The sequence below is a fragment of the Amycolatopsis sp. CA-211722 genome (assembly GCF_056828465.1).
Genome location: NZ_CP184752.1, coordinates 7085462 through 7091564, shown reverse-complemented (window position 1 = coordinate 7091564; position 6103 = coordinate 7085462). Strand labels below are relative to the sequence as shown.

Genomic DNA, 6103 nt, shown 5'->3' with positions numbered 1-6103 from the left:
TCGATCAGGTGATGCACGTAATCGGCTTCCGGTTCTCTCGCGTCGCCGATGAGTTCGTCGCGGAGACCTCGCGGGACTTACTGATCAGCGCAGCGTCGGCGGTTCCTTCGCCGGGACTTCTCCGCGAGTCGCGCGCGGCCATGAGTTCGCCGCCGGACGGCAGCGAGAATTCGAGATCAGCGTCAGTTAAGGGGTGCGAAAGAATGATTCGCTCGGTGGTAATCGTCGGCGGCGGAACGGCAGGCTGGATGACGGCCAGCTATCTCAAGGCCGCTTTCGGTGAACGCATCGACGTCACGTTGGTGGAGTCGGCCGCGGTCTCCCGGATCGGTGTCGGGGAAGCGACGTTCAGTACGGTGCGGCACTTCTTCGACTATCTGGGGCTCGACGAGGCCGACTGGCTCCCCAAGTGCGCCGGCGGCTACAAACTCGGGATCCGGTTCGAAGACTGGGGGCAGCCGGGCGAATACTTCTACCACCCGTTCGAACGCCTGCGTGTGGTCGACGGCTTCTCGCTCGCCGAGTGGTGGCTCGAGCTGGGCGACCGTAGCCGGCCGTTCGACCGGTCCACCTTCATCACGACGGCGCTCTGCGAGGCGAGACGCTCGCCGCGGATGCTCGACGGTTCGCTCTTCGCCTCCGGGCTGGACAACGACCTGGGCAAGTCGACGCTCGACGAGCAGCGGTCCCAGTTCCCGTACGCCTACCACTTCGACGCCGACGAGGTCGCGAAGTATCTCGGCGGCTACGCGCGCAACCTCGGTGCGAAGCACATCGTCGACGACGTGAAGCACGTCGAACAAGACGAGCGTGGCTGGATCAGCAGGGTGCTCACCGCCGGGCACGGCGCGATCGAGGGCGACCTCTTCATCGACTGCACCGGATTCCGCGGGATGCTCATCAACAAGACGCTCGGCACGCAGTTCGAGTCCTTCGAGGACGTGCTGCCGAACAACCGCGCCGTCGCGCTGCGCGTGCCGCGGGAAGAGGCCACCGACATGGCCCCCTACACGACGGCGACCGCGATGAGCGCGGGCTGGCGGTGGACGATCCCGCTGTTCCGCCGCAACGGGAACGGCTATGTCTACTCCGACCAGTTCATCACCCCGGAAGAGGCCGAGAGCGAACTGCGTGCCGCTGTCGCCCCGGACCGGGACGACCTGGAGGCCAACCACATCCGTATGCGCATCGGCCGCAACCGCGAGTCGTGGGTCAAGAACTGTGTGGCGATCGGCCTTTCCAGCGCCTTCGTGGAGCCGCTGGAATCGACTGGCATCTTCTTCATCCAGCACGCCATCGAGCAGCTGGTGAAGCATTTCCCGGACTCGGGTTTCGACCCGGTGCAGGTCTCGGCCTACAACGACCGGATCGCGAACGCCGTCGACGGCGTCAAGGAGTTCCTGGTCTTGCACTACAAGGCCGCGGGCCGGGAGGACACGCCGTACTGGAAGGAAGTGAAGCTGCGCGAAATGCCGGAGGGACTCGCGCAGCGGCTCGCGCTCAGCGAGGTGCGGCTACTGGACGAGGAGACGATCTTCCCGCACTACCACGGGTTCGAGAGTTACTCCTGGAACACGATGAACCTGGGCCTCGGCCGCTTTCCGGCGCGTCCGCAGCCCGCGCTGAAGCATCTGGACCCGGCCAACGCGCTCGAGGAGTTCGCCAAGCTGAAGGCGGAGGCGGACGAGATGGTCGCCGCGCTACCCAGTTGCTATGAGTACCTGGCGAGCATCAACGACTGACCGGGCGACGATGCGGGGGATACGCGATGGACGTTGAGTCTCCGGCGCCCTCGGGCGGTTTCGCGGAAGTGGACGCCTTTCGCGGATTCATGAGCTTCTACTTCACCGGGGTTTCGGTGGTCTGCGCGATCGACGCCGGCGGGCATCCGCACGGGCTCACCTGCAATTCCCTGAGCAGCGTGACGATCTCCCCGCCGACCCTGCAGATCGGCCTCAACCTGCGCAGCGGGACGCTGGCCGCGGTCCGGGACCGGGGATCGTTCGGGGTGAACCTGCTGCACGAGCGCGCGGAGCACGCCGCCAGGCTCTTCGCCTCACCCGAACCGGGCCGGTTCGAGCGGACTCCGTGGCGGCCGTCCACGCACTTGGGGGTGCCGTGGCTGGTGGACGACGCTTTCGCGATGGCGGAGTGCCGGGTGGCCCGGATCGTCACGATCGGCGACCACGCGGTGGTGTTCGGACACGTGACGCACGTCGAATGCGGACCGGGCGCGCCGCTGCTCTACGGGCGGCGCGCGTTCACCCGGCTGCTCGGGCAGGAGGCACGGACATGACCCGGACCGCGCCGCCGGCGGGAGGACTCGCCGCCCCGCGACGCTGGCGGACCGTCCTCGGTTTCGTCATCGCCTTGCTGGCCGCGGCGGCCGTCGTGGTGTTGTTCGGGACCGGCGCGGCCGGCGGGCAGCCGGAAACGCTGACGAAGTTCCTCGTCGTGGTGGCCGTGATCCTGGTCGTGAGCCACCTGTGCGGCGAGGTGATGCGCAGGATCGGCCAGCCGCCGGTGCTCGGCGAGATCGTCGGCGGCATCTTGCTCGGCCCCTCGGCGCTCGGCCTGCTCTGGCCCGGTTCCTCGCAGTGGGCAGGGCCGGAAGTGCTGCACAGCGTGGACAACGTCGCCCAGTTCGGGCTGGTCGTGTTCATGTTCCTGCTCGGCTGCGAACTGCGGACCGGACATCGCGGTGGGGGACGTCAGATCGGCGCGGTGATCGCGGGCGGGATGGGGTTGCCCTTCGTCGCGGGGATCGGCCTCGCGTTCGCCGCCGGCCCGCTCTTCGCCGGAACCGGCTCCCCGACGTCGCACTACGTGTTGTTCTTCGGTCTGGCGATCGCGGTGACGGCGGTGCCCGTCCTGGCCCGGATCCTGGTGGACCTCAAGGTCGACCGGACCGAGGTCGGCGGGATCTGCATGGCGAGCGCCGCGATCGGCGACGGCCTCGCCTGGCTCGTCCTGGCCGGCTTGCTGGCGGGCACCGGGATGGGGCACCCCGGCGGCCTGCTGGTGACCGGGATCCTGATCGCGCTCTTGGTGCTCGTCGCGTTCCTCGGGGTGCGCCCCTTGCTCGCCCGGATGCTCGACCGGGTCAAATCCGACCAGGTGCTGACCGTGATCCTGGTCGCCGGCGCGACGCTGTTCGCCGGGCTGACCCAGGTGATGTACCTGCATCCGGTGATCGGGGCCTTCCTCTTCGGCGTAGTCGTGCCGAGGGGGTCGCCTCGGGTGGACCGGACCTGCAAGCAGTTGCAGGGGTTCACCGTGCTCATCCTGCTGCCGTTGTTCTTCGCGGGCGTCGGGCTGAAGACCTCGATCGGGATGCTGGGCGCGGAGCTGTGGCCATGGCTGATGTTCGCGGCCGTGGTCGCGGTGGCGGTGCTGTCCAAGGTGGTCGGTGCGGCGACGGGCGCGCGGCTCGCCGGGCTGAACGCGAGACGCTCGCTCGTGGTCGGCATGCTGATGAACTGCCGTGGTGTCACGGAATTGGTGATCGCGGCGATCGGCCTGCAGGCCGGGATGATCAACGAGGTCTGCTTCACGATCCTCGTCTTCATGGCCGTGGTGACGACGGCGTCCACGGGCTTCGCTGTTCGCGCCGCCAAGAGACGGGGGCTGATGGACGACTCGGGCAATGGGGTGGTGGCCGCGTAAACGGCCCCGAATCCGGCCGGTCACGTTATGGAATTACGTCGTGCGGACTGGGTAGTCTTACGGTCGGAAAATGCGTTGGCGAACCGCTCTTGGCCGGCGCCGAGTACCTGACGAGCGCAGGCGGACGTAATTGTGCTGCCGTCGAATTCAGCTGCCGAATACAACATCTGGAGGTGTGCAGTGGTGTCGGATCAGGACGTCGCCGGTCAGGCCAAGAGGTCTTTCGCGGAACGTGTCGGGAACGTCCCGGCCGGTGGTCTCGTCTCGCTGCTCGGCGGGGGGATCGCGGCCGGAGCCGTCGACCTCGCGACCGGCATGCCGTCCGCCCCGGCGACCGACGAGCGGCTCATCGAGGCCGCCTGCGCCGCCCTGCGGGCTGGTGTCAATCAGTACGAAAACCCGGCGGGCAACCCGGAACTTCGGGCGAAGATCGCGGCGGGTTTCACCACACCCGCCGATCCCGCCACCGAGGTGACGGTCACCGTGGGCGGTACCGAGGCACTGCTCACCGCGCTGCTTTCGATACTGAATCCCGGCGACGAGGTCGTCGTCTTCGAACCGTATTACGACAATTTCCTCGGAACCCTTTCCCTGGCCGGTGCCGTGCCGCGTTTCGTCGAGCTCAAAGCACCGGACTGGCGTTTCGACCCTGAATCGCTCAAGAGCGTCTTCGGTCCCAGCACAAAGGCCGTCCTGGTGAACTCGCCGCATAATCCGACCGGGCATATGTTCAGCAAGGACGAGCTGGAGTTCATCGCCGAGCTGTGCCAGAAATGGAATGTCACGGTCATCAGCGACGAGGTGTACTCCTGGTTCACCTTCGACGGACGTGAGCACCTTTCGGTCGCGGACATCCCCGCGCTGGCCGAGCGCAGCATCGTCGTCGGCAGCCTCTCGAAGAGCCACGCGCTCAGCGGCTGGCGTATCGGCTACCTGCGCGCCGCCCCGGAGATCACGAGCGTGCTCCGCCGGGTCCACATCGCGACCACCGGTGGCACCACCGCGCCGCTGCAACGGGCGGTACTCGACGCGCGCGTGCTCGAGCCGGGCGTGTGGAATCCCGCACCGGAGCTGCAGAAGAGGCGTGATTCGGTGACCCGGATCTTCACCGACGCGGGGCTGACCTGCCACGTGCCCGACGGTGGGTGCTACACGATGGCCGACATCCCGAGCAGCCACGACGGGGACTGTGAGTCCTACGCCAAGGGTCTGGTCGGCAGCGCCGGCGTGCTCGTCGTGCCCAGCACGATCCTCTACGACCGCAGGGAGCTCGGGGAACGACGGGTGCGGATCGCGTTCAACAAGGCGGAAAGCGTCATCGACGAGGCCGAGCGACGGCTGACCGGCGGCTGAGCAGCCGGCTGACAGCGACGCAACACCTAGTCCGGCACCAAGATTGGGAGAGCTTCTGTGACTACCTCGACAGCGCGCACGACGGCCGGCCGCTCCGCGGCGGACATCTTCAATTCCGCGGTGGCCGCCACCGCGGTGGGTGCCGCGTGGGACCTCGGCGCGCTCGACGAACTGAACGAGCGACGTGTCCTGCTCGTGGATCACTTCGCGACGGAGAACGACCTGGACCCGGAGGCGACCGCGGCGATGTTCCGGGCGCTGGCCTCGGTCGACATCGTGCGACGCGACGGCGAGAAGATCGTGCCGGGCGCGTCGTTCGACGAGGTGTACCTGGCGAAGCCGCTGTTCTACTGGTTGTGCCAGGGCTCGTGGGAGCTCTTCGCCAACATGCCTTCGTTGTTGCGCAACGAGAACAGGATCGGCGATTTCCACCGGCGTGACGCCCGGGCGGTCAGCCACGCCAGCAGGGCGGCGAACAACGAGTTCTTCGATCCGCTGTTCTGGAAGGCGATGGAGAGCGTCGGCGAAGTCGGTTCGGTGGCGGATCTCGGTTCGGGCAGCGGTGAGCGGTTGATCAAGATCGTCGAGCGCAACAAGGAGGCCCGCGGGATCGGGGTGGACATCTCGGCGGCGACGATCGAGATGTCCGAGTCCGAGGTCGCGAAGCGGGGGCTCGCCGATGACATCTCGTTCGTGCGGGCGGATGTCCGGCAGCTCGAGGAGCGCGCCGAGTTCGCCGACGTCGAACTTCTGACGTGCTTCATGATGGGCCACGATCTGTGGCCGAGGGAGGACGCGATCGCCTCGCTGCGCATGCTGCGCCGGGTGTTTCCGAAGGCCCGTCGATTCCTGCTGGGTGACACCGTCCGCAGCGAGAACGTGCCGGACGACCGGATCCCGGTCTTCACTCTCGGTTTCGAGGCCGGGCACGCGCTGATGGGCACCTACATCCCGACGCTGAGCGAGTGGCGCGAAGTGATCGCCGGCTCCGGCTGGCACTGCGCCGCCGTGCACACGAACAGCGAGCTGGCCGGCACGGTCGTCTTCGAACTCGAGTAGACCCGCTCGGTGCCTCGAGCGTTCC

The 6103-nt window shown here is 67.4% G+C and carries 5 protein-coding genes; all 5 read left to right on the top strand.

Going from position 1 to position 6103, the window contains the following annotated elements; translation table 11 throughout:
- Positions 1-203: 203 nt before the first annotated feature.
- Complete coding sequence (locus tag ACOCEP_RS33390) at positions 204-1742, top strand: tryptophan halogenase family protein (RefSeq protein WP_482333262.1); 1539 nt, start codon at positions 204-206, stop codon at positions 1740-1742.
- A 26-nt stretch (positions 1743-1768) separates the two neighbouring features.
- Positions 1769-2296 (top strand): flavin reductase family protein, encoded by a 528-nt coding sequence (locus tag ACOCEP_RS33385; RefSeq protein WP_482333260.1) that lies wholly within the window; start codon positions 1769-1771, stop codon positions 2294-2296.
- Complete coding sequence (locus tag ACOCEP_RS33380; protein WP_482333259.1) at positions 2293-3666, top strand: cation:proton antiporter; 1374 nt, start codon at positions 2293-2295, stop codon at positions 3664-3666. Before ACOCEP_RS33385 ends, ACOCEP_RS33380 begins: the two co-directional genes overlap by 4 nt.
- A gap of 183 nt (positions 3667-3849) precedes the next feature.
- Positions 3850-5019 (top strand): pyridoxal phosphate-dependent aminotransferase, encoded by a 1170-nt coding sequence (locus ACOCEP_RS33375; RefSeq protein WP_482333258.1) that lies wholly within the window; start codon positions 3850-3852, stop codon positions 5017-5019.
- Positions 5020-5076: 57 nt separating this feature from the next.
- The gene (locus ACOCEP_RS33370; RefSeq protein ID WP_482333256.1) at positions 5077-6078 is read left to right on the top strand and encodes a class I SAM-dependent methyltransferase; all 1002 of its coding nucleotides are present in this window, start codon (positions 5077-5079) and stop codon (positions 6076-6078) included.
- Positions 6079-6103 lie beyond the last annotated feature (25 nt).

Bases quoted from the DNA above. Each gene is read 5' to 3' on its own strand.
- ACOCEP_RS33385 (WP_482333260.1), top strand. From the start codon at position 1,769: ATGGACGTTGAGTCTCCGGCGCCCTCGGGCGGTTTCGCGGAAGTGGAC.
- ACOCEP_RS33390 (WP_482333262.1), top strand. From the start codon at position 204: ATGATTCGCTCGGTGGTAATCGTCGGCGGCGGAACGGCAGGCTGGATG.
- ACOCEP_RS33380 (WP_482333259.1), top strand. From the start codon at position 2,293: ATGACCCGGACCGCGCCGCCGGCGGGAGGACTCGCCGCCCCGCGACGC.